The organism is Stenotrophomonas sp. LGBM10 (assembly GCF_046736075.1).
Taxonomy (GTDB): Bacteria; Pseudomonadota; Gammaproteobacteria; order Xanthomonadales; family Xanthomonadaceae; genus Stenotrophomonas.
Genome location: NZ_CP177163.1, coordinates 3,860,295 through 3,879,041 on the forward strand (window position 1 = coordinate 3,860,295; position 18,747 = coordinate 3,879,041).

General features: G+C 66.6%; 20 protein-coding genes. 15 read left to right on the forward strand and 5 right to left on the reverse strand.

All coding sequences use genetic code 11. The features are described 5' to 3' along the window. Nucleotides 1–118 precede the first annotated feature (118 nt). The 5 genes from petA to ACLB90_RS16840 all read left to right on the forward strand — a co-directional run bounded on the left by petA (nucleotide 119) and on the right by ACLB90_RS16840 (nucleotide 4,121). A complete protein-coding gene (petA, locus tag ACLB90_RS16820) occupies nucleotides 119–739 on the forward strand; it encodes a ubiquinol-cytochrome c reductase iron-sulfur subunit (protein WP_017354852.1) in 621 nt (206 codons plus the stop codon). Nucleotides 740–741: 2 nt separating this feature from the next. Continuing rightward, entirely contained in the window at nucleotides 742–2,001 is a 1,260-nt protein-coding gene (locus ACLB90_RS16825; RefSeq protein ID WP_411850538.1) for a cytochrome b, read from the forward strand. After that, the gene (locus ACLB90_RS16830) at nucleotides 1,994–2,740 is read left to right on the forward strand and encodes a cytochrome c1 (RefSeq protein ID WP_411850539.1); all 747 of its coding nucleotides are present in this window, start codon (nucleotides 1,994–1,996) and stop codon (nucleotides 2,738–2,740) included. Before ACLB90_RS16825 ends, ACLB90_RS16830 begins: the two co-directional genes overlap by 8 nt. A 163-nt stretch (nucleotides 2,741–2,903) precedes the next feature. Further along, nucleotides 2,904–3,539 (forward strand): glutathione S-transferase N-terminal domain-containing protein, encoded by a 636-nt coding sequence (locus tag ACLB90_RS16835; RefSeq protein ID WP_017354849.1) that lies wholly within the window; start codon nucleotides 2,904–2,906, stop codon nucleotides 3,537–3,539. Between the two features lie 138 nt (nucleotides 3,540–3,677). Then, nucleotides 3,678–4,121, forward strand: a complete 444-nt coding sequence (locus ACLB90_RS16840; protein WP_411850540.1) for a ClpXP protease specificity-enhancing factor — start codon at nucleotides 3,678–3,680, stop codon at nucleotides 4,119–4,121. Nucleotides 4,122–4,307: 186 nt separating this feature from the next. On the opposite strand, the gene ACLB90_RS16845 is transcribed toward ACLB90_RS16840, so the two are convergent. From ACLB90_RS16845 to ACLB90_RS16860, 4 genes are all read right to left on the reverse strand, one after another. Further along, complete coding sequence (locus ACLB90_RS16845) at nucleotides 4,308–4,664, reverse strand: DUF3301 domain-containing protein (protein ID WP_411850541.1); 357 nt, start codon at nucleotides 4,662–4,664, stop codon at nucleotides 4,308–4,310. 83 nt (nucleotides 4,665–4,747) lie between these two features. Further along, nucleotides 4,748–5,788, reverse strand: a complete 1,041-nt coding sequence (locus ACLB90_RS16850) for a DUF2272 domain-containing protein (protein ID WP_411850542.1) — start codon at nucleotides 5,786–5,788, stop codon at nucleotides 4,748–4,750. A 104-nt stretch (nucleotides 5,789–5,892) separates the two neighbouring features. After that, nucleotides 5,893–6,750 (reverse strand): carboxylating nicotinate-nucleotide diphosphorylase, encoded by an 858-nt coding sequence (gene nadC / locus ACLB90_RS16855; protein WP_411850543.1) that lies wholly within the window; start codon nucleotides 6,748–6,750, stop codon nucleotides 5,893–5,895. After that, nucleotides 6,747–7,016, reverse strand: a complete 270-nt coding sequence (locus ACLB90_RS16860; RefSeq protein WP_411850544.1) for a Trm112 family protein — start codon at nucleotides 7,014–7,016, stop codon at nucleotides 6,747–6,749. The genes nadC and ACLB90_RS16860 overlap by 4 nt, the downstream gene beginning before the upstream one ends. Nucleotides 7,017–7,074: 58 nt before the next feature. Between ACLB90_RS16860 and purE the strand changes: the two genes are divergently transcribed. Together purE and ACLB90_RS16870 are read left to right on the forward strand one after the other, a co-directional pair. Then, on the forward strand, nucleotides 7,075–7,578 hold the full coding sequence (purE, locus tag ACLB90_RS16865; protein WP_411850545.1) for a 5-(carboxyamino)imidazole ribonucleotide mutase: 504 nt from the start codon (nucleotides 7,075–7,077) through the stop codon (nucleotides 7,576–7,578). Nucleotides 7,579–7,580: 2 nt separating this feature from the next. After that, nucleotides 7,581–8,723: a 5-(carboxyamino)imidazole ribonucleotide synthase gene (locus ACLB90_RS16870; protein WP_411850546.1), complete on the forward strand. Its 1,143-nt coding sequence runs from the start codon at nucleotides 7,581–7,583 to the stop codon at nucleotides 8,721–8,723. A gap of 189 nt (nucleotides 8,724–8,912) precedes the next feature. On the opposite strand, the gene ACLB90_RS16875 is transcribed toward ACLB90_RS16870, so the two are convergent. Beyond that, nucleotides 8,913–9,494 carry a superoxide dismutase gene (locus ACLB90_RS16875; protein WP_411850547.1) on the reverse strand — a complete coding sequence of 194 codons (582 nt, stop codon included), beginning with the start codon at nucleotides 9,492–9,494 and terminating at the stop codon, nucleotides 8,913–8,915. 119 nt (nucleotides 9,495–9,613) lie between these two features. Here ACLB90_RS16875 and grxD point away from each other — a divergent pair, with 119 nt between their 5' ends. The 8 genes from grxD to ACLB90_RS16915 all read left to right on the forward strand — a co-directional run bounded on the left by grxD (nucleotide 9,614) and on the right by ACLB90_RS16915 (nucleotide 18,747). Beyond that, nucleotides 9,614–9,934, forward strand: coding sequence for a Grx4 family monothiol glutaredoxin (gene grxD, locus ACLB90_RS16880; RefSeq protein ID WP_411850548.1), 321 nt, complete (start codon nucleotides 9,614–9,616; stop codon nucleotides 9,932–9,934). After that, entirely contained in the window at nucleotides 9,931–10,671 is a 741-nt protein-coding gene (locus ACLB90_RS16885; RefSeq protein WP_411850549.1) for an SDR family NAD(P)-dependent oxidoreductase, read from the forward strand. Before grxD ends, ACLB90_RS16885 begins: the two co-directional genes overlap by 4 nt. 354 nt (nucleotides 10,672–11,025) lie before the next feature. Continuing rightward, entirely contained in the window at nucleotides 11,026–14,274 is a 3,249-nt protein-coding gene (locus ACLB90_RS16890; RefSeq protein ID WP_411850550.1) for a carboxypeptidase regulatory-like domain-containing protein, read from the forward strand. Between the two features lie 250 nt (nucleotides 14,275–14,524). Next, nucleotides 14,525–15,913 carry a nucleotide 5'-monophosphate nucleosidase PpnN gene (ppnN, locus tag ACLB90_RS16895; RefSeq protein WP_411850551.1) on the forward strand — a complete coding sequence of 463 codons (1,389 nt, stop codon included), beginning with the start codon at nucleotides 14,525–14,527 and terminating at the stop codon, nucleotides 15,911–15,913. A 171-nt stretch (nucleotides 15,914–16,084) separates the two neighbouring features. Then, the gene (locus ACLB90_RS16900) at nucleotides 16,085–16,600 is read left to right on the forward strand and encodes a GspH/FimT family pseudopilin (RefSeq protein ID WP_411850552.1); all 516 of its coding nucleotides are present in this window, start codon (nucleotides 16,085–16,087) and stop codon (nucleotides 16,598–16,600) included. Beyond that, a complete protein-coding gene (gene pilV / locus ACLB90_RS16905; RefSeq protein ID WP_411850553.1) occupies nucleotides 16,597–17,073 on the forward strand; it encodes a type IV pilus modification protein PilV in 477 nt (158 codons plus the stop codon). Before ACLB90_RS16900 ends, pilV begins: the two co-directional genes overlap by 4 nt. Then, a complete protein-coding gene (locus ACLB90_RS16910) occupies nucleotides 17,070–18,233 on the forward strand; it encodes a PilW family protein (protein WP_411850554.1) in 1,164 nt (387 codons plus the stop codon). The genes pilV and ACLB90_RS16910 overlap by 4 nt, the downstream gene beginning before the upstream one ends. Before the next feature lie 4 nt (nucleotides 18,234–18,237). Then, nucleotides 18,238–18,747, forward strand: coding sequence for a PilX N-terminal domain-containing pilus assembly protein (locus ACLB90_RS16915; RefSeq protein WP_411850555.1), 510 nt, complete (start codon nucleotides 18,238–18,240; stop codon nucleotides 18,745–18,747).

Here is an 18,747-nt window from a genome sequence, read left to right on the forward strand (position 1 = left end):
ATCTGCGCGTTGTGTCGCCGAGTCAGGTTCCGCTATAGTCGGCTCTGATTCATTGTGGACTGGCCCCCACCGGTCTGCTGGCAGCCTCAAGCTACCTAAATCAATATCGGAGTGCCGGATGGCCAACGATGGGGTAAACGATCCAGTCAACACTGGACGTCGACGGTTTCTGTCAGCAACCACTGCGGTGGTTGGCGCGGTCGGCGTCGGATTTGCAGCGGTGCCGTTCATCAAGTCCTGGAATCCCAGCGCCCGCGCCAAACTGGCCGGGGCGCCGGTGATCGCCGACATCAGTGCGCTGCAGGAAGGCCAGCGGCTGGTCCTCGAGTGGCGAGGGCAGCCGATCTGGATCGTCAAACGGTCCAAGGCCATCCTCGATGCGCTGCACGGTCTGGATGGCCGCCTGAAGGATCCCGAGTCGGGCGAGAAGGAACAGCAGCCGGACTACGTGCTCAAACAGAACCCCGAATTCCGCGCGATCAAGGCCGATGTCTCGGTCCTGGTCGGGCTGTGCACCCATCTGGGCTGCTCGCCGGAAATGGTGGCCGAGATCCGCCCTGAACCGTACGACCCGCAGTGGAAGGGCGGCTACTTCTGCCCCTGCCACAAGTCGCGCTTCGACATGTCTGGTCGCGTGTTCAAGGATGTGCCGGCGCCGATCAACCTGCTGGTGCCGCCGCACCATTACCAGGACGACAACACCATCATCATCGGCGTTGACCCGCAGGGGGCGGCTTGAGCATGGCCAATATCCTTACCCGCACCGCCACAGGCGTCGCCGACTGGGTCAACGCGCGCGCGCCGGGCCTGATGCCGGTGTACCGCAAGCACGTGAGCGAGTACTACGCGCCGAAGAATTTCAATATCTGGTACTACTTCGGTTCGTTGGCGCTGCTGATCCTGGTCAACCAGATCGTGACCGGCATCTTCCTCACGATGCACTACAAGACCAACGCGGCCGAAGCGTTCGCCTCCATCGAATACATCATGCGCGATGTCGAATGGGGCTGGCTGATCCGCTACATGCACTCGACCGGGGCCTCGCTGTTCTTCATCGTGGTCTACCTGCACATGTTCCGCGGGCTGCTTTACGGCAGCTACCAGAAGCCGCGCGAACTGGTGTGGATCCTGGGCATGCTGATCTACCTGGTGCTGATGGCCGAAGCCTTCATGGGCTACGTGCTGCCGTGGGGCCAGATGTCGTTCTGGGGCGCCAAGGTGATCATCTCGCTGTTCGGCGCCATTCCGGTGATCGGCAACGGCCTCACCGAATGGATCATGGGCGATTACCTGCCCAGCGATGCCACGCTCAACCGCTTCTTCGCCCTGCACGTGATCGCCCTGCCGCTGGTGCTGCTGCTGCTGGTGGTGCTGCACCTGGGCGCGCTGCACGAAGTCGGGTCGAACAACCCTGACGGCGTGGAGATCAAGAAGGGGCCCAAGGGCAACCGCTGGTCGGCCACCGCGCCCGCCGACGGCATTCCGTTCCATCCGTATTACACGCTCAAGGATGGCGTGGGCGCCGGCTTCCTGCTGGTCATCGCCGCGTTCATCATCTTCTTCGCACCGGCGTTCGGCGGGCTGTTCCTCGAGCACGACAACTTCACCGAAGCCAACCGCCTGGTCACCCCCGAGCACATCAAGCCGGTCTGGTACTACACCCCGTACTACGCGATGTTGCGGGTGGTGCCGAACAAGCTCGGCGGCGTGATCGTGATGTTCTCGGCCATCGCGATCCTGTTCCTGGTGCCGTGGCTGGATCGGGCCCGGGTCAAGTCGTACCGCTACCGGGGCCTGCTTTCGCGCGGCCTGCTCGGCATGTTCGCGGTCTGCTTCGTCTGGCTGGGCGTGATCGGTTCGGGCCCGGGCACGGACGCGCATGAGACCTACGTCGGGCGCGTGCTGACCTTCCTGTATTTCGCCTTCTTCATCACCATGCCGCTATGGACCAAGCTGGACAGGACCAAGCCGGTACCGGACCGGGTGACCACGCATGACTGACCACTGGATTGTCCGGCTGGCCTGCGCGGCCGCCTTGATGCTGGCCAGCGGCCTGGCGGGTGCCGCCGAGGGCGGCAAGACCCTGCAGGCCGGCAACGACCTCAACGACCGCGCGTCGCTGCAACGTGGCGCGCAGTTGTACATGAACTACTGCTCGGGCTGCCACGCGCTGAAATACCTGCGCTACTCGCGCATGGCCGAGGACCTGGGGCTGAGCGAGGAAGAGGTGATGAACAACCTCAACTTCACCGGCACCCCTATCGGTGAACAGATCCCCGTCTCGATGCCCAAGGCACCTGCGGAGAAGTGGTTCGGCAAGATGCCGCCGGACCTGAGCCTGATTTCGCGCGTGCGGGGCAGCGACTGGGTCTATACGTACCTCAAGTCGTTCTACCTGGACCCGTCGCGCCCGCTGGGCTGGAACAACACGCTGTTCCCCAATGCCTCCATGCCCAACCCGCTGTGGGAGATGCAGGGCCTGCAGCACGCCGTGCATGGCAAGCCGGAGTCCCCGGGCGCGGATGCGCCGGTGATCGGGCTCAAGCTCGCGCAGCCGGGCAATGTGGACCCCGGGCAGTACGACCAGGCGGTGCGCGACATCACCAACTTCCTGGAGTACGCCGGCGAGCCGGCCGCCCTGAAGCGCCAGAAGCTGGGCGTATGGGTCATTCTGTTCCTGGCGTTCCTGACCTTCCTGATCTATCTGCTGAAGAAGGAATACTGGAAGGACGTGCACTGAACGGGCAGGGCGCCGCCGTCGCGATTCATGGCTACCGGCATGAGACGCATGGCCTATTGGCTTTTGTGATGTGCAGTTGCACACTCGGGTACTGTGACGACTGCCAGCACTGGGCTGGTGGCGCCGATACGACCGGCGGTTTCCGGTCGTTGGAGAGCCTTTGATGGCGGCGAGCGTACGCATGCGGAATACCCTGACGCTGTTTTCCTCGAACGACGATGTCCTGTGCCATCGCGTACGGTTGGTGCTGGCGGCCAAGGGCGTCACCTATGACCTCGTTCCGGTCGATCCGCAGAACCCGCCCGAGGATCTCATCGACCTCAATCCGTACCACTCCGTGCCCACCCTGGTGGAGCGCGAGCTGGTGCTGTATGCGGCGTCGGTGGTGAGCGAATACCTGGACGAGCGTTACCCGCATCCGCCGCTGATGCCGGTCGATCCGCTGTCCCGCGCGCGCATCCGCCTGGCCATGCTGCGCATTGAGCACGACTGGGTGCCGCAGGTGCAGGCGATCCAGCTGGGCAACAAGACCCAGGCCGAAGCCGGCCGCAAGCGCCTGCGCGAGCTGCTGACCAGTGCGGTGCCGCTGTTCAAGGCCAGCAAGTTCTTCCTCAATCCGGAAATGAGCCTGGCCGACTGCGCGATGGCGCCGATCATCTGGCGTCTGCAGTCGCTGGACGTGGCGCTGCCCAAGGACGGCAAGTCGATCGAGGACTACGGCAACCGCATTTTCCGCCACCCGGGGTTCATCCGCAGCCTGACCGACCAGGAAAAGAAGCTGCGCGATCTGCCCACCTGAGCCGCGCGCGCCGTTGCCGATGACTGCATCGGCGCTTTACGCCCCGTGCGCCGGTGCTGACCGGTGCGGGTGCTGGCGCGTACACTTGCACCAGGCAATCCGGATCAAGAGCAGCCGAGCACGGCTCGGCTCTACCACATGACTGAAGACACTTTCCGCATGACCAGCCACCGCCCGTACCTGTTGCGGGCCTTGGTGGAATGGATCAACGACAACGATCTGACCCCGCATATCCTGGTCGACGCGGGCATGCCCGGCGTGCAGGTCCCGCAGAGCGCGGTGAAGGATGGCCGGGTGGTGCTGAACATCGCCGAGCGCGCGGTGGTCCGGCTGCAAATCGACAACGAGGGCGTGAGCTTCTCGGCGCGGTTCTCCGGCACCAGCTATCCGGTGCAGGTGCCGATCTCGGCCGTGCTGGCCGTCTACGCCCGCGAGACCGGGCAGGGCATGGCGCTGCCGGACGACATCCCCGGCCACGACCCGGGCCCGGACGACGAGCTGCCGCCGGATGATTCCCCGACGCCGCCGGACGACGCACCGCCCAAGCCGAGTGGCCGGCCGCACCTGCGCGTGGTCAAGTAACGCACCCCGTAGAGCCGGGTTCTACCCGGCTGCTGGTGCCTGTATCCAACATGCAGCCGGGTAGAACCCGGCTCTACGTGCTCTGCCCAGCCGGGTACAACCCGGCTCTACGCGAACTGCCCGGCCGGGTAGAACCCGGCTCTACGCGCACTGCCCGGCCGGGTAGAACCCGGCTCTACGCGCGCATCACACGTCCTCGGCGTCGCGGGTATCCACATCGCGGCGGATCTCGCTGATCCGCGCCGCCGACGGCCCGACGAAGGCCACCAGCTGGTCGCCCCGCAGCACCATGCGGCCACTGTGGCGGTCCACGCCATCGTGCGAATACTCGAATTTGAAGGTGCGCTCCCAGCCCAGCCAGCCACTGTCCTTGCGCACCACGCGCAGGCCGGTGGCATGCACGCTCTGGTCCAGCCACTGCACGTTGGCGGCACTGCAGGCATTGCGCCCCAGTTCGCCCGCGCGCTCTGCCGCCGCGCGCGAGGAATTCCAGAAGGCGTAGACGAACGCGCCGGCAATCATCAACAGGATCAGGCTGGGCATCGGCGGCTCGGTACGATCAGGGCGGGTGGCCTCCCAAGATGGCGACGAATGCCACGCGGATCAAGCCGCCCGCATCGTCGCGATCATCGCGTCGTCGTCGTGGGTGGCGGCGGAGCGGGGCGCTGCGGCGCGATCTGGGGCGTGGCCGGGGCATCCGGCAACGCCGGCGGCCCGCCTGCAGGGGGCGGCACAGCCGCGCCCGCAGGGTCCGGCGCGACCACCGGCAGCGCGGCCGGTGCGGTCGCCACCAGCTTCAGCAGCGCGGCCCAGTCCTGCCGGTTGAAGCTGCATTCGTCCTCCCGGCCCGGGGTGCAGCCCGGGTCCACGCCGTCGCTGGCGCTGGCCTTGGCGGGCGGCAGCTCGATGCGGCCGCTGCGGTCCAGCGACAGCTTGCGCATCGCCACGGTGTTCATCACGTTGCCGCCGACCAGGTACAGGGTCCGGTCGCCGCCCACGTTGGCCGCGATCACCACTTCGCAGTGCGACTTCCAGTGCGCTACCGCGCCGCTGCCGAGGGACTGCACCAGGCCGCTGTAGCTCAGCGTCTGGCGGCGGTCGCGCAGGAAGCAGAGCAGGTCGCCCGGCGCGGGTTTCTCCTGTGCCGGATCGGTCATGCGGTACGGCCCGCTGTTCTGGTACGCAGCGCGGATGTAGTCGATGTGGCGCGGCGAACGGGTGAAGCCGGGCACACTGGCCCGCGTCATCACCCAGGAAATGAAGGCCGCCGACCACGGGTTGTCGATCAGGAACGCGCGGCAGTCACTGTCGGTGTAGCGGGTGCCGAGCGGGGCCATGCAGCTGGACGCGCCGGGCTGGTCGCCCATCGGCGACAGCGTTCCGCTCTCGCGCCAGTAGCCCACCACCCGCTGCCACGCGATCAGCCCGTTGTCGGCCAGGTGCTCGCGCTCGGCTTCGGTGACGCTCAGGCTGGCGGCGCGCCCGTCGCGGTCGATGAAGGGGCGGAACCAGAGCCGGTGTTCGTTGCAGGCGGTCTGCACGATGTTCACCGCCAGCGGACTCAATCCGTAGCGCGGCGGGATGTCGCAGACTTCGGCGGCCGATGCGGCGGCCGGCAGCAGCGTCGCCAGCGGCGACAGGCATGCAAGCAGGAGCAGGGGGCGCATGCGCGCTCTCCGGGTGGGGGCAGGGCAAGCCTCGCAGACCCGGGCTGCCGACGCCGTGAACGTGGGCAGCGGTGGGTGCCGGCCGTGGGCCGGCACGTGTTCCCTCACCCCGGCGGATCGCCCAGTTTCAGGGAGAGGTCGATCGCCTGCACATGCTTGGTCAGGCCGCCGATGGAGATGCAGTCCACGCCATCGTCGGCGATGGCGCGAAGCCCGGCCAGATCGACGCTGCCGGAGACCTCCAGCGGAATCTGCCCGGCGGTGATGCGCACGGCCTCGCGGCGCATGCCGGCGTCGAAGTCGTCGATCAGGATGCGTTCGCAGCCAACCGCCAACGCTTCGCGCAGCTGGACCAGGTCTTCGACCTCGACCACCAGCGGCAACTGCGGCCATTGCGCGCGCGCCGCCTGCACCGCGGCGGTGAGCGAGCCGGCCGCGCGGATGTGGTTTTCCTTCAGCATCACCGTGTCGAACAGCCCCTGGCGGTGGTTGTCGCCGCCGCCGCACCGGACCGCGTACTTCTGCGCCACGCGCAGCCCGGGCAGGGTCTTGCGCGTATCCAGGATGCGCGTGCCGGTGCCGGCCACCGCAGCGACGTAGCGCGCCGTCGTGGTGGCCGTGCCGGACAGGGTCTGCAGGAAATTCAGCGAGGTCCGTTCGGCGCTGACCAGGCTGCGGTTGCGGCCCTGCAGGATCGCCAGCACGGTGCCGGCCCGGACGCTGTCACCGTCGGCCACGCGCCAGTCGATCGTCACGTCCGGATCGAGCGCGCGGTGCGTGGCATCGAACCACGGCCGGCCGGCAATCACCGCGTCCTGCTTGCACAGCAGGTACGCGCTGTCGGGACGGTCGGGCAGCAGGGCGGCGGTGACATCGCCGGTGCCGATGTCTTCAGCCAGCGCACGGGCGACGTCCTCGGCCACCACGGCCGCAGACGGGACGGGCAACGGGGCCGGGCTCATTTTTCCGGGAAGTCGGCGATCTGCGCCGTCTCGATGGCCTCTTCGGCCAGCAGCACCGGAATGTCGTCATCGACGCGGAACACCTGCTTGCGGTCGCGGGTCAGCAGCGCTTCGCGCAGGGGCTGGGCCTGGGGGCTGCCGTCGGCCTTGGCCACGCCACCGGCACCGATGGCGCGGTTGAGCGCTTCGAGGGCCTTGGCGTCGAGCAGGGACAGGGGCTGGCGCGTATCGGGCGAGCACAGCAGGTCGAGCAGCTTGCGATCCATGATTCTTCGTCTTGCGTGGAAGATGGCTAGAATACGTCTTTAAGGCAGGTGACGGCCAATGACCCCCAACCAAACCGCGCCGCTCGTCGGCATCGTCATGGGTTCCCGCTCCGACTGGGAAACCATGCAGCACGCAGCCCAGAAGCTCGATTCGCTGGGTGTTCCCTACGAAGTGAAGGTCGTGTCGGCGCACCGCACGCCGGACGTTCTGTTCACCTACGCCGAGCAGGCCGGTGCACGCGGCCTGCGCGCGATCATCGCCGGCGCCGGTGGCGCCGCGCACCTGCCGGGCATGATCGCGGCCAAGACCGCGGTGCCGGTGCTGGGTGTGCCGGTGCAGTCCAAGGCCCTCAACGGCATGGATTCGCTGCTGTCGATCGTGCAGATGCCGGCCGGCATTCCGGTCGCCACCTTCGCCATCGGCAATGCCGGCGCGTCCAACGCAGCCCTGTTCGCCGCCGCCATGCTGGCCTCGGACCAGCCGGCGATCGGCCAGGCGCTGGACGCCTTCCGCGCCCGCCAGACCGAAGACGTCATGGCCCACGACGACCCGCGTCAATGACCATGAAAACCGTCGGAATCCTGGGGGGCGGGCAGCTGGCGCGCATGATGGTGCTGGCGGGCGCGCCGCTGGGCCTGCGTTTCGAGTTGTACGACCCGGCTGCCGATGCCTGTGGCGCCCAGGTGGCGCCGCTGCAGGTGGCCGCCTTCGAGGACGAGGCCGCGCTGGCCGCGTTCGCGGCACGGGTGGACGTGGTGACGTTCGACTTCGAGAACGTCCCCGCGCACAGCGCCCGTTTCCTGGCCGAGCGCGTGCCGGTGTATCCCAATCCGGATGCGCTGGCCGTGGCCCAGGACCGGCTCAGCGAAAAGACCCTGTTCCAGCAGCTGGGCATCCCGCTGCCGCCGTTCGCCGATATCCGCAGCCGCGATGAACTGGCGGCCAGGGTGGCCGAGTTCGGCATGCCCTGCATCGTCAAGACGCGCCGGCTCGGCTACGACGGCAAAGGCCAGTTCCGTATCCGCAGCGCCGCCGACATCGACGCGGCCTGGGCGGCGCTGGGCGACTACGTCGACCGCACCGGACTGATCCTGGAGGGCTTTGTCGCCTTCGATCGCGAGGTCAGCGTGGTGGCCGTCCGTGGCCCCGATGGGGAGTTCCGCGCCTGGCCGGTGACCGGCAACTGGCACGTCGATGGCGTGCTGTCGGCCAGCCTGGCGCCGGCGCGGCTGAGCCCGGCCCAGCACGAGGCCGCCATCGGCCATGCGCGCGCGCTGGCCGAACGGCTGAACTATGTCGGGGTGTTCGCGCTGGAGCTGTTCTGCCGGGGCGACGAGCTGCTGGTCAACGAGATGGCACCGCGCGTGCACAACTCGGGCCACTGGACCATCGAAGGCAGCGAGACCTCGCAGTTCGAGAACCACCTGCGGGCCGTGCTTGGCCTGCCGCTGGGCGATACGCGCATGCTCGGTCACGCCTGCATGCTCAACTGGCTGGGCGCGATGCCTGATGCAGCCGCCGTGCTGGCGCAGTCCGGCGGCCACTGGCACGACTACGGCAAGCAGCCGCGGGACGGCCGCAAGGTCGGGCATGCCACGCTGCGCGACGATGACGCCCTGCGCCTGGCCGCAACGTTGGAGACGGTGGGCGGGCAGCTCGATCGCAACGCCCAGGTCGCCCCGGTGATCCACACGCTGCGTGGCTGACCGGCAGGTCGGCGCGGATGCCCACCTGCGGTGGGCGCGCGACTGAAAGGGGGGGGGGCGCCGAGAAGGTAGGTGCGCACCGTTGGTGCGCACAATGCCTGCACCCGCAGCGGGATCGGTGCGACCGGACGCCCCGTGCCGACCAACGGTCGGCACCTACCAGGCCCCACCGGCACTACCGCTCACCCGTCAATCGCGCAGCTGCGACGCCACGAAGTCCCAGTTGACGAGTTTCCAGAACGCCTGCAGGTAGCGCGCGCGCTCATTCTGGTAATCGGTGTAGTACGCGTGTTCCCAGACATCGCAGGCCAGCAGCGGGGTGCTGTTGCCGGTCAGCGGTGTGCCGGCGTTGCGGGTGGTCTGGATCGCCAGCGCGCCGCCGGGGTGCTGCACCAGCCAGACCCAGCCGGAGCCGAACAGGCCCAGTGCGGCGTGATCGAACTCGTCGCGCAGCCGGCGGACGTCGCCGAAATGGCGGGTAACCAGTTCCGCCAGCCGGCCCTGCGGATCGCCGCCGCCGCGCGGATGCAGGCACTGGAAGTAGAAGCCGTGGTTCCAGGCCTGCGCGGCGGCGTCGAACAGGCTGCCCTGGCTTTGCCGGACCAGGTCGTCCAGGGCCAGGTCCTCCAGTTCGGTGCCGGCGATGCGGGCATTGACCGCGTCGAGGTAGGCGCGAAAGTGCCGGCCGTGGTGCAGGTCCAAGCTCTCGGCCGACAGGTGCGGCTGCAGGGCGGTGCGGTCGTAGGGCAGGCGGGGCAGTTCGAAGGGCATGGTCACCACGGGCGGGGAATGGGGCGCCGTATGCGGGGCCAGTAGGCTTACAATGGCGGGCGAGGGAAGTCTAGCCGACCGGTGAGGTCGGGTTGTCCCACATTGGAGGGAGAGTCGTAGTGGCGGTGATGCAGCAAATCCAGGCCGAAGTCGAACGTTACCCCCTCGTGCTGTTCATGAAGGGCACCCCGCAATATCCGATGTGCGGCTTTTCCAGCCGTGCCATGCAGGCGCTGATGGCCGCCGGCGCGGTCGCGCTGCGCACGGTCAACGTGCTCGAAGAGCCCGAGATCCGCGCCAACCTGCCGCGTTTCTCGAACCTGCCGACGTTCCCGCAGCTGTTCATCCACGGTGAGCTCATCGGCGGCTGTGACATCGTGCTGGAGCTGTTCGAGTCCGGCGAGCTCAAGCGCATCGTCGAAGAGGCCTCCCAGGCATGAGTGCGGTCCCGTCCGTCGTGGTCGGGACCGGCGCACTGGCCGATCGTGTGATTCTCATTGCAGGCGCGGGCGGCGGCTTCGGCAGTGCCGCTGCCGTGGCCTGTGCCCGGGCCGGCGCCACGGTGGTCCTGCTGGGGCGCAAGCCGCGCCGCCTGGACCGCGTGTACACCGCCGTGCAGGCAGCCGGCCCGGAGCCACTGCTGTATCCGCTGGATCTGGAAGGCGCGACCCCGGACGACTACGCCGCGCTGGCCGAGCGCCTGCAGGGCGAGCTGGGGCGCCTGGACGGTTTGCTGTACTGCGCGGCCGATTTTGCCGGGCTGACCCCGTTCGAGCTGGCCGATCCGGCCGCCTTCGCCCGCGCTGTCCACGTCAATCTCACCGCGCCGGCCTGGCTGACCCAGGCCTGCCTGCCGCTGCTGCGCCAGCGCGACGATGCCGCGGTGGTGTTCACCGTGGATGATCCGGCGCGCGTCGGGCAGGCCTACTGGGGCGGCTACGGCGCGGCCCAGCACGGTCTGCGTGGCCTGATCGCCTCCCTGCACGACGAACTCGGCCGCAGCCCGGTGCGGGTCAGCGGCCTGCAGCCCGGCCCCATGCGCACCGCCCTGCGTGCCCGGGCTTTCTCGCTGGATGAAGATCGGGGCGCGCGCGATCCGGCCGTCTGCGCCGATGCGGCGGTACTGCTGCTGTCGGCGGCCGGGGCCGCCCATCGCGGCCAGATCTTCGAGGGCTGAGCACGTCGTGGACGCCGGGGCCTGCCCGCGCCATGCCGGGTAGTGCCGGCCGCTGGCCGGCTCCCCAGCCAGCCTGCGCAGAACCCCGTGCACCCCGCTGAACCCCGGCATGCCCGCATTCAGCCGGTCACAATCAAATGTGAAGATGGCGTCACGATCCCGTTGTGATGGTGTGTGTTTTGTCGCCAAACCGTCACAATCCAACGGTACCGTGTTAATCTAGTGTTAACCGTTGCGGCTGAAACCAGCTCGCGGCTAGGGAACCCAGATAAAAGTCCAGTCAGCCGCCAGCAAGGCTGCTTGGGCGCGTTTTTTTCTCCGCCATCGCCAATCTCGCATCGAGGCTACTCCCCAATGACCCACTCCCGTTGTCTCCGGATGTCCAAGCTGACGCTTGGTCTCGTGGCTGCACTTGCTGCCGCTCCCGCCTTCGCCCAGAGCACCTCTGCCGGTGTCGGCGGCCAGGTAATGTCGGCTGCAGGCGCGCCTGTTGCCGGTGCAGAAGTCACCATCACGCATACCGAGTCGGGCACGGTCAGCCGTGCGACCACCGATGCATCGGGTCGTTACAACGCGCGCGGTCTGCGTGTGGGTGGTCCGTACACCATCACCATCAACAAGCCCGGCGCTGGCACCAAGACCGAAGATGGCGTCTACCTCGGCGTCAGCCAGTCGGCGACGGTCAACGCTACGCTCAACGGTGATATGGCAGCGACGAACCTGGACGCTGTCCAGGTCACCGCCGTCGCGGCCGGCTCGGAAGTGTTCAGTGCGACCAAGATGGGCGCCGGTACGAACATCAGCCGCCAGACGATCGATGCACTGCCCTCGGCCGGTGGCAACATCCAGGATTACGTCCGCCTGGATCCGCGCATTGCGCAGACCAACAAGGCCGACGGTCAGATTTCCGTAGGCGGCCAGAACCCGAAGTACAACGCGATCCGCGTTGACGGTGTGTCGATCAGCGACACCTTCGGCCTGGAAGACAACGGCATGCCGACCCGTCGCCAGCCGGTCGCGATGGATGCGCTGGAAGCGATCAATGTCGACCTGTCCAGCTACGACGTCACCATCGCCGGCGCCACCGGTGCGGTGATCGACGCGGTGACGAAGTCCGGTACCAACGAGTTCCACGGTTCGGTCTACGGCTCGTACCGCGATGGCGACTGGTTCGGCAAGGATCCGGCCGGTTACAAGTTCGACGGCTTCGACAACGAGCGCACCTACGGCATGACGCTGGGTGGTCCGCTGATCAAGGACAAGCTGTTCTTCTTCGCCAACTACGAAAAGCAGGAATGGAAGTCGCCGGGCGCAAGCGTGGCCGACAGTGCGCTGGGCAACGGCACGATCAGCCAGGCCCAGATCAATGAAGCGACCCGTCTGGCCAGCACCCTGTACGGTGTTGATGCAGGCAGCGTTGGCGACGTCGATGGCAGCACCGACCTGGAAGAATATGCGGTCAAGCTGGACTGGAACATCAACGACAATCATCGTGCCAGCTTCCGCTACAGCAAGGTTGAGCAGAACCAGGCGCGCACCCCGACCACGGGTGGTTCGATCGTCAACCTGAGCTCCTCCTTCTTCCAGCAGCAGAAGACGATCGAGAACTACGTCGCCCAGGTCTTCAGCGACTGGACCGACACCTTCTCGACCGAATTGAAGGCGTCGTACCGCGACTACACGTCCGCACGCATCATGCCGGGCGAAAAGATTGCCACCACCAAGATCTTCTTTGGCGGCAATGTGGATTCTCCGACCGGTGAGTACATCATGTTCGGGCCGGACCCGAGCACCCCGGGCAACCTGCTGCAGACCAAGACCTGGAACGGCTACGCGTCGGGCGTGCTGACCCTGGGCGACCACGATGTCAAGTTCGGTGCCGACTTCAGCAGCAACGACGTGTACAACATGTTCGTCCAGAACCTGTACGGCACGTACGAGTTCTTCGGCCTGGACAACTACGCGGCCGGCAACTGGAGCAACTACGTCCAGCACCTTCCGCAGCCGGGCCTGAGCGATGACACCATCGCCGCCAGCTTCAAGTACCGTGAGCTTGGCCTGTTTGCGCAGGACACCTGGTATGTCAACAACAACCTGACGCTGACCTATGGCGTCCGCGCCGACAAGCCGACCGTCAGTGGTCGTCCGACCCTGAACTCGGCTGCCCTGGCCTCGTTCGGTCTGGACAACAGCTACGTCAACGGCAAGGACAAGTGGCTGGTCCAGCCGCGCTTCGGCTTCAACTACACCTTCGATTCGGAGCGTCCGACGCAGCTGCGCGGCGGCGTGGGCCTGTTCCGCGGCGCATCGCCGCAGGTGTGGTTCGGCAATGCATTCAGCACCACCGGTCTGAACTTCCTGCGCTACACGGGCGAGCAGGGCGGCACGATCAACTCGGGCAACTGGGCCTATGAGCCGATCGTGGCCGATCAGGTCCGTCCGTCCGTCGGCACGCCGGAAACCAACGTCACTTACGTGAGCCCGGACTTCGAGCAGCCGTCGGTGTGGAAGGCCAACCTCGCGCTGGATCATGAGTTGCCGTGGCATGGCCTGGTCGCATCGGCCGAGCTGCTGGTGACCAAGGTGAAGAGCGACCTGTTCTACCGCAGCATCAACATCGGCGAGTCCACCTTCAAGGGTCAGGACGGTCGTGACATGTACTACGACCCGTCGCGCATCGGCCGTTCGTGGACCACTGCCAGCAACCGTTACAATCGTGATCGCAACTTCGGCAACGTGTACGTGTTGGAAAACACCGACAAGGGCCGCAGCAGCCAGTTCACCGTGTCGCTGGCCAAGCCGTTCTCGCCGGAAAGTGATTGGAGCTGGAACGTGGGTTACACCTACACCGACTCCAGCATGGTCAGTGACATGACCAGCTCGACGGCCGGTTCGACGTGGAACTACAACTACATCTTCAATGCCAACGAAGAAACGATCGGTACGTCGCGTTACCAGATCCGCAACCGCGTCAGCAGCAGCATCAACTGGAGCCACAAGTTCTTCGGCGATTACAAGACCAGCGTAGGCATGTTCTACGAAGGTCGTAACGGTCGTCCGTTCAGCTACGTGTACTCGAACGATGCCAACGGCGAAGGCCGCAGCGGCAACGACCTGTTCTACGTGCCTGCCGGCCCGGGCGATGTGCTGTTCGGTACCCTCAGTGCAACGGGTCAGTTCACCGCCAACCCGGCGATGGAAAAGTCGTTCTTCGAATGGCTGTCCGCCAACCCGGAACTGGCGCGTTACGCTGGCCAGGCGGCTCCGCGCAACTCCGGCCGCTCGTCCTGGGTGAACAGCTTCGATCTGCGCATCAGCCAGGAACTGCCGGGCTTCTTCAAGGGCCACAAGTCCGAGATCTGGCTGGACGTGATGAACGTCGGCAACCTGATCAACAAGGACTGGGGCCATATTGAAGATTACGGCTTCTTCGCGAACCGTCGCGTCCTGACCGCTGCGGGCATGTATGACGGCAAGTACGTCTACAGCAACTTCAACCCGAACAATGTCGAGCGTCCGACGGTTGCCAATGGCAGCAACGGCAACGGCAATACCGGTGTGTCCCAGTGGTCGATGCAGCTGGGCTTCCGCTACAAGTTCTGATGAAGTGATGTAGCACCGCTGTACGCAGAACGGCCAGGGCAACCTGGCCGTTCTGCTGTCCGGCGCCATGCTTGCTCCCGTGCGCGATTGCGCGTATGCTCAACCGGTTGCGCCGCGAAAGGCGCACGTACGGCGGCCCAGAGCAGCGCCGGGGCGCCACATATCCAACGGTCGGGTCTCCCCGGCCGTTTTGCTTTTTAAGGGGGCAGCGGTACAGTCGGACACCTTGAGGAAAGCAGAAAAGATGGAAATGAAAATCACCGAAACGCCGGCGCGCACGCTGCCGGTGCAGGACGCGCGGATCTACCCGCGCGGTGGGTTGGATGTGTTGTCGCGTGCCGAAGTGGCGCGCCTGCGCGACGCCTCCGGCGGCGGCATGCACGAGCTGCTGCGCCGCTGCGCGCTGGCCGTGCTGACCAGTGGCAGTGCCTCGGACGATCCGCGCGCCGCGCGCGATCTGTACCCGGATTTCGACATCCAGGTAGCGCAGCAGGATCGCGGTGTGCGCATCGATCTGGTCAACGCGCCGGCGATGGCCTTCGTCGACGGCGAGATCATCCGCGGCGTGGCCGAGCTGCTGTTCGCGGTGGTCCGCGACCTGGCCTACATGGCCATCGAGATGGGCCCGGCCTACGCCGCCGAACTGGAATCCTCCGAGGGCATCACCAACGCCGTGTTCGGGCTGCTGCGCAATGCGCGCATCCTCAACCCGGGCGACCCGAACCTGGTGGTGTGCTGGGGCGGCCATTCGATCGGCCGCGATGAGTATCTGTACACCAAGCAGGTCGGCTACGAGCTCGGCCTGCGCGGACTGGACATCTGCACCGGCTGCGGCCCGGGCGCGATGAAGGGCCCGATGAAGGGCGCCACCATCGCCCATGCCAAACAGCGCAAGCATGTCACCCGTTACATCGGCCTGACCGAGCCGGGCATCATCGCCGCCGAGTCGCCCAACCCGATCGTGAACCACCTGGTGATCATGCCGGACATCGAGAAGCGTCTCGAAGCGTTCGTGCGGATCGGCCACGGCATCATCGTGTTCGCCGGTGGCGTCGGCACTGCGGAGGAAATCCTGTACCTGCTCGGCATCCTGCTGCGCGAGGAGAACAAGGACCTGCCGTTCCCGCTGATCCTGACCGGCCCGACCGTGGCTGCGCCGTACTTCGAGCAGATCGACCGGTTCATCCGCCTGACCCTCGGCGACGAAGCCGCCAGCCGCTACGAGATCGTCATCGGCGATCCGGTCGCGGTGGCGCGGAAGATGTCGGCCGGCATCAAGCGCGTGCGTGAGCACCGCCTGGCGCAGAAGGATGCGTTCTTCTTCAACTGGTCCATCGAGATTCCGTGGGAGTACCAGCAGCCGTTCGTGCCGACCCATGAAGCGATGGCGGCGCTTGACCTGCACCACGGGCGGGCGCCGCATGCGCTGGCCGCGGACCTGCGCCGGGCCTTCTCCGGCATCGTTGCCGGCAACGTCAAGGAAGATGGCATGCGCCGCATCGAGGAGTTCGGCCCGTTCGAGATCCACGGCGACGCCGACATGATGCAGGCTCTGGACGAGCTGCTGCGCGCGTTCGTCGAGCAGCGCCGCATGAAGATCTCGGGCGAATACCAGCCCTGCTACAAAGTCCTGGCCTGAGCCGGGCAGGGGGCTGTCGGCGGGCAGGGGTGCCCGCGGCCAGCCCCGCCAGGGGGCATGGGTGTCAACGCATTGACGCCTGTCGCCCCCGGGCGACCGTTCGTCCTGCCGCCGCTTGCCGCCAGGCGGCAGGGCGTCCATCTTCTGTGTCATCACGCTGGGGAGCGTTCCATGTCTTCACGCCGGTCCAACGGCTTCACACTGGTTGAGTTGATGATCGCCATCGCGGTTGTCGCGATCCTGGCTGCCATCGCCTACCCGAGCTTCCAGAGCGTACTGCGCTCGAACCGGCTCGCCACCACCAGCAACGAGGCCTCCGGCCTGATCGCGCTCGCGCGCAGCGAGGCCATCCGCAACAAGCGCGGCGGCGGCGTCTGTGGCAGCGCCACCGGCACCAGCTGCGACGGCAGCTGGAACAAGGGCATGCTGGCCTGGTCCGACGTCAGCGGCGACGGTACCTTCACCACGGGCGAGGTGGTCCTGCGTTACATGGTCGTCAACACGGCCGTGACCGCCAGTGGCCCCGATTCCGCGCCGATCGCCTTTGACGGCCGTGGCCGCCGCCGTGGCGCAGACCCGCAGGAAATAGCGCTGCAGCCGGTCAGTTGTGGCACTAAGCCTCTGCGCCGCCGCCTGACCGTCAATGCCTCCGGCCAGCTCAGCACCCTCAAGGAGAACTGCTCATGAGACGTTTCCGTGCCTCCGGGGGGCGTAGGGCCGCCGGCGGTTTCAGCATGATCGAAGTGCTGGTCACCATCATCGTGCTGGCCTTCGGCCTGCTCGGCTTCGCGCTGCTGCAGACCATGAACGTGCGATTCGTACAGAGCGCCAATTACCGCACCCAGGCGACCAACCTGGCCTACGACCTGATCGACCAGATGCGCGCCAACCGGTTCCAGTCGGCCTGGTACACCGGGGCGTCGTTCGCGTCCGGCACGGTGACCCGCGCCGCCTGCACGCGCCCGACCGGGACGGTGACCATCGGCCAGAACGTGGCCCGCTGGCAGTGCCAGGTGGTGCAGGCGCTTGGTGAAGGGGCCAGTGCCACGGTCACCAACGCCAACGGCCAGGTGCAGGTCGACATCGCGTGGGGCGACCAGCGCTGGGACAAGGCCAACCCCAATGCCCGTACCACCTTTACCGCGGTGACCCAGCTATGAGCCGCGCGCCCACCCTGCCGCGCGCCGTCGCGGGTATCTCCCTGATCGAGGTCATGGTCGCGATGGTGATCGGCCTGGTGCTGATGCTGGGCGTGATCCAGGTGTTCACCGCCTCCCGTGAGGCCTCGCAACTGGCGCAGGGCACTGCGCGGGCGCAGGAGAACGCGCGCTTCGCGCTGGAGTTCCTGCAGCGCGATATCCGCATGGCCGGGCACTTCGGCTGCGTCAACGACCAGGCGCACTTCGTCAAGAATCAGGGGGATCCTGTGGTGAACATCGCCGGTGTCGCTACCGGTGGTGGCAGCGCCCTGGATTTCTCGGTATCGATACAGGGCTACGAAGCCCCCAGCAGTGCGCCGAACAGCAACCTCACGCTGGGCGCGACCTGGGCGGCCCCGACCATGCCCGACCCGCTGAAGAACCTGAACCCGCGCGGCGGCAGCGATGTTCTCGTGCTCCGCTATCTCTCGCCGGTGGGCGTGCCGGTGACCAGCATCAGCACAGGCAGCGACAACGAGATCGGCTTCGACAGCGTGCTGGGCAAGCGCCTGACCGAGGACGGCGTTGCCGCTCCCACTCTCTTCGGTATCGCGGACTGCAGCCATGCGGACGTGTTCGTCGGTAGCTATGCGGCCGGCACCGTCACCGCCAGCGGCGCCACGCTCAGCCGCTACAACGTGCAGCCGACCGGTGAGACCATGCTCTACCGCGCCGAGTCGATCGCGTACTACGTGGGCACCTCGGCCAACGGCGAACCGGTGCTGATGCGTGCGCGGGCCAATTCGGCCGGCAACTATGCTGTGCGCGAAGAGCTCGTTGAAGGCATCGAGAACCTGCAGGTGATGTACGGCTTGGACACCACGCCGGTGATCAGCCAGACCCAGTTGCCCGTCGGCAACGTCACCGTGCAGGGCACGGCGACCGACGTAAGCACGGGCAATGATGCAGCGGCGGCCAATGAGTGGCGTCGCGTCGGGCAGGTCCAGGTGGGTGTGCTGGCACGCAGCCCGAATCCTTCGATGGCCGCGGCGTCTGCCACGGCGGTGAACGATCCGCGTCTGTTGGGGGTGCGCTTCATTCCGGCGGCCGCCAACGACGGTCGCTACCGTGCCGCGTATGAATCGACCATCGCACTGCGCAACCGTCTCTTCGGGAACTGATGCCATGAACCGGTCTTCCAGAACCTTCACCGCCCCGGGGCAACAGCGCGGCGCCGTGCTGTATGTCGCCCTGATCATGCTGATCCTGCTGGCGCTGATTGGCATCGCCGGCATGCAGGTCGCCGGCATGCAGGAAAAAATGGCGGCCAACTATCGGGCCACCAACACCGCCTTCCAGGCGACTGAAAGCATGACCCGGCGCACCGAGCATGCCATCGAGGCGATCGCCAACCGCACCTCGCCGGCCAGCGATGCACCGATCTCGGCCAGCAACATCGCCCTGAACTGTGATGATGGCTACGACCCGGTCGACTGGGGCCGGAAGAAGTCCATCACCGGCGCCGATGCGGTCAACGTGCGCCGCATCGATTCCTGCATCATCGGCGGCGGCTCGCTGGGGATGGGCAAGGCCCTGGACCCGACCGCACCGATCTACCAGATCACTTCCTTCGCCACCGATGTGCCGGCAGGTCCGTCCTCGTCGGCTGTCATCGACACCGTATTCAAGCTCTGA